This window comes from Streptomyces sp. CA2R106 (assembly GCF_037034245.1).
GTDB lineage: Bacteria > Actinomycetota > Actinomycetes > Streptomycetales > Streptomycetaceae > Actinacidiphila.
Map to the genome: position 1 here is coordinate 1 of NZ_JBAGKC010000085.1, position 3735 is coordinate 3735.

Here is a 3735-nt window from a genome sequence, read left to right on the forward strand (position 1 = left end):
TCGTAGCTAGTTGGAAGACCAGTGCGGGTACTCCCGCCGTGACGTCGCACGGGCCCGTACAGCGCCTTCAGGGCCTCCGGCCCGCTGTTGCCTGTGGCACCCCCTCCTTCACCCCTCAGCCGGGCACGCAGCGGGCACGCCGGGCACGGGAACTCTGGCGGACTGGTGCCGCATCAGGCAACGTTCGCCCCGTCGCGCGAGGTGGGGGCGGCGGCAGGCGCCTCTTGAATGCATCCCGCGTAGTCTCGCGGGGTGCATTCTCATCTCAGCTTCGGGAACCCTCCTGCGCTGCCTCACACGGTGGTGGTTGAGACGTTGGAACGGGCTCTTCGTGACCGCTCCGCAGAGGGCGAGGCGGCGGGAGTTCTGGTCGGGACTGCGTTGAACGACGACGACGCGGACTTCGTCGATTTCTGGTGCGTGCAGGTCGGGACGCGGGCTGTGCCGGGGAGTCCGCTGCTGGGGCTGGCCGGCCTGTGCTTGGGACACACCGCTCGACGCTTTGGCCGTCTCAGTGATGAAGCCCTGGCGCTGGCGGAGTCGCTGGCGGCGCGGGCTGAGGCGGAGCCGACGGACGTGGACGGCCGCGCCATCGACGGTTATGACGACGTGCGAAGTTTCCTGCACCTGTGGTGATGCCGTCTGCCGTAGGTGTCAGGCGGCGTTCGTCCTGCTCACGAGGGCTTTGAGGCGCTTGTCGGAGGCGTTCTTGTTCCGCCAGATGATGTAGCGGCGGATCATGCTGCCCTGGGTCATCCGGCTGGGGTGGTCGGTGCCGTCAAGGGCGAAATAGCGAAGGGCGGCGAACTGGGCCTCGATCCGGTGGAGCCAGGAACTGTTGGTCGGGGTGTAAGCGATCTCCACGTTGTTCGCCGCGGCCCAGGTCCCGACCCGCTGGCAGCGTTTGGTGGTCAGATGCGGGGAGTAGTTGTCGCAGATGATCGAGATGCGCGTGCCGGCGGGGTGGAAGGAGCGCAGGTAGCGGCAGAACTCCAGGAACTTGAACGGTTCTTGGTCTTCTTGATGTGGCCGCAGAGCTGCTCCTTGCCCAGGTCGTAGGCGGCGAACAGGTGCCGGACCCCGTGTGGGCGGGTGGAGGTCGCGCGGCGGCGCTGTCGGGGCTCGCGGTCGGGGTCCTTGTGCTTCCCGCCGCGTTCAGCCCACTGGCGGCCGGGGAGGGGTTGAAAATTGAGCCGCCCGAACTCGTCCATGCAGAACACGACCTCGGGTCCCATGCCCTGGGCCGATAACAGCACCATCTGGGCCCGCCTCCAGGTCACCACTGACCCGGTGCCCCCGACGGATGATCCGCAGCAACCGCTGCCCTTCGTCTTCGTCGTCATCGATCTCGCGGCCCCGGACACGCTCAGCCACCCGAGCAGCATGACGCACAACGAGCCGCCCGGATCACCATCCGGACGGCTCGTCACAACGGGGTGAACGTTGCCAGATGCGGCACTAGAACTGCCTGAACACGTCCTCGGGCCAGTCCTCCGGGAGCTTGTTCGCGAAGACCGCGTAGAGCGGGCCGTACTCGCTCTGGGTCACGAGGAGTTCCCACTGGTCCAAGTCGTGGTGCAGGTAGCGCCGGAGCATGTTGAGGAATTGCTGGAACTCCTCCTCCGACAGTGGGCCGGCGGGTTCCTGGCTGGGCTCCATGGCCCCAGCGTATCCGCGCTTTGGCCGGCGCGTCAGGGTTCGTCGTCTCGATGCGAACTTATGGGCAGGACGGTCGCTGAGGTCTACGAGGGTGGTGACGGAGGCACCCAACAGCAGTGACGGTCGGCTGAGGTCGGAACGGTTGCTGCACTCCGCTGCTGTACAGCATCTGCCCCGGAGCTATGTCCCGTTGGCTGTGTGTCGTCCTGGTCGCTGTTCTCGGGCGCCGAGACGGCGGATTCGCCAACTGGGAAGCGGATGGTTGGACTCTCTGGTGACGAAGTCCATCATGTCAATCAGCATGCGCCGAACCTCTGCAGTCGGCGCCGTCAAGTCGTCCCACTGGTCTCGTGCGTGCCGTCGGGTGCCCTTATGACGGTCATCCCGTAATCGGGAGCAACACGGTGCGGCAGCCCTGTCTCATCCTTGTCTGACGCCGGGATCTCTTCGAGACCGAAGATCCAGCGGTCAGCCGGCCAGTCCGCTTCGTCATGAGTTCTATGCACGGACGGAGCATGCCAGGCACGTGTCACCTCTTGGGCAGTCGACTCCTCAACCGCCATGCCTTCCACCACCTCAACCGATGCACCCCTACTCCCATCCCGTCTGCCGTCGGCCCGCACCCCTCCCACGACGAATCCGCGGGCGCGGGCGCCAACGGGGTAGGGCCATCCCGGAGCCGGAGCCGGAGCGCCCCCGCCGGAGGCACCGCCTTGACCCTGGCTGGACGGTCGCACCTCATGTCGCTCGCCAACCCACCGCGGGCGCGCGCGGGGCGGCCGGAAGCCGGACGCGTGCCCGGCGGAGCAGTAGCGACGCCGGGAGCCTTGATGAGGTGGAGAAATCTGTACCAGCCTCGGGTCGTCAGCCGGTGGGGCGGTCTTGCGCGGCGATCGGCTCCACTGCTGCGATGGGTCGCACGACACGGTTCAGCGCGGGGGGCATGCGTGGACGAGTTACGGGTCTCGGTGTGGAAGCGATACGGCCAGGAGCGCTTGTACGTCAACACCCTCAAGGGCGAAGCCGTTGCCTGGCAGGATCTCCGGACCGGTGAAGTCCACGTAGTCGTCGAGGTGCTCGGCGAAGCCGCACGTGCAGCTCTCACGGCCTACCGGACGCCGGCGACTGAATCCGCCCCGGCCGCTCCCATTTCCCCGGTCCCGCCGCCGACCACGCAGACGGCTACCCCCATCCCCTCGGAGTTCGACCTCGCTCTGCACAGACCCGGCGACTCCCTACGCGGGCTCGCCGCGAAGCCGCCGGGCTTCGTCGCCCGCCTCTTCGCGTGGCTGATGCGGCGGCCGGTCAGAACCGACTCCTGGAACCTCGGCATCGCGGGTGAAAAGCTCATCGGCGCGGAGTTGAACCGGCTGACGCGCCGCGGGTGGTACGTGCTGCACTCCGTGCCGCTTCCGCGGATCAAGGCGGACATAGATCACCTGCTGATCGGGCCTGGCGGGGTCTTCACCGTCAACGCCAAGAACCATCGGGACCGGCACGTGTGGGTCGGCGACCACTCCGTACGGGTGGATCACGGCAAGGCGTACCCGTACCTCCGTACCGCACGACGAGAAGCCGAACGTGCGGCGCGTGTGCTGACCAAGGCATGCGGGTTCCCCGTCAAGGCGCAAGGCATCCTGGCATTCGTCGCGCCGGCCGAACTCCGCGTGGTGCCGACCCTGCTCGATGTACGTGCCTTCGAGGACCGCAGCCTGTCGTCCCTGGCTCCGCTCACCGGCGTGCTCACGGCCGAGCAGGCGGAGCGCGTATACCAAGTGGCTAGGGACCGACGCCTGTGGGAGAACGCGTGACTCGTCAGGCGGTCTGATGGGGCTGTGGCGCAAGGCGTGCGCCGAGGTCGGGGTCAAGGGGCTCCACTTTCATGATCTCCGCCACACCGGTAACACCCTGGCGTCCCGCACCGACGCCAGCACGCGCGAGCTGATGATGCGACTCGGTCACGGTTCGAGCCGGGCCGCGCTGATCCACCAGCACGGGAACCAGGAGCGTGAACGTGAGATCGCCGATGCGGTCGACGGCATGATCGTCAAAGCGATGAAGCGGGGTTCCCGCAGG

General features: G+C 67.3%; 3 protein-coding genes and 2 pseudogenes. 3 read left to right on the top strand and 2 right to left on the bottom strand.

Going from position 1 to position 3735, the window contains the following annotated elements; translation table 11 throughout:
* Window positions 1-381: 381 nt before the first annotated feature.
* On the top strand, window positions 382-636 hold the full coding sequence (locus WA788_RS35055) for a hypothetical protein (protein ID WP_335984431.1): 255 nt from the start codon (window positions 382-384) through the stop codon (window positions 634-636).
* Window positions 637-654: 18 nt separating this feature from the next.
* Here WA788_RS35055 and WA788_RS35060 read toward each other — a convergent pair.
* Both WA788_RS35060 and WA788_RS35065 read right to left on the bottom strand, forming a co-directional pair.
* Window positions 655-1374, bottom strand: a pseudogene (locus tag WA788_RS35060) (transposase).
* Window positions 1375-1458: 84 nt separating this feature from the next.
* A complete protein-coding gene (locus tag WA788_RS35065) occupies window positions 1459-1659 on the bottom strand; it encodes a hypothetical protein (protein WP_335984432.1) in 201 nt (66 codons plus the stop codon).
* A 947-nt stretch (window positions 1660-2606) separates the two neighbouring features.
* Here WA788_RS35065 and WA788_RS35070 point away from each other — a divergent pair.
* Both WA788_RS35070 and WA788_RS35075 read left to right on the top strand, forming a co-directional pair.
* On the top strand, window positions 2607-3470 hold the full coding sequence (locus WA788_RS35070; RefSeq protein WP_335984434.1) for a nuclease-related domain-containing protein: 864 nt from the start codon (window positions 2607-2609) through the stop codon (window positions 3468-3470).
* A gap of 16 nt (window positions 3471-3486) precedes the next feature.
* Window positions 3487-3735 (top strand): annotated as a pseudogene (locus WA788_RS35075) (tyrosine-type recombinase/integrase); the annotation flags it as partial.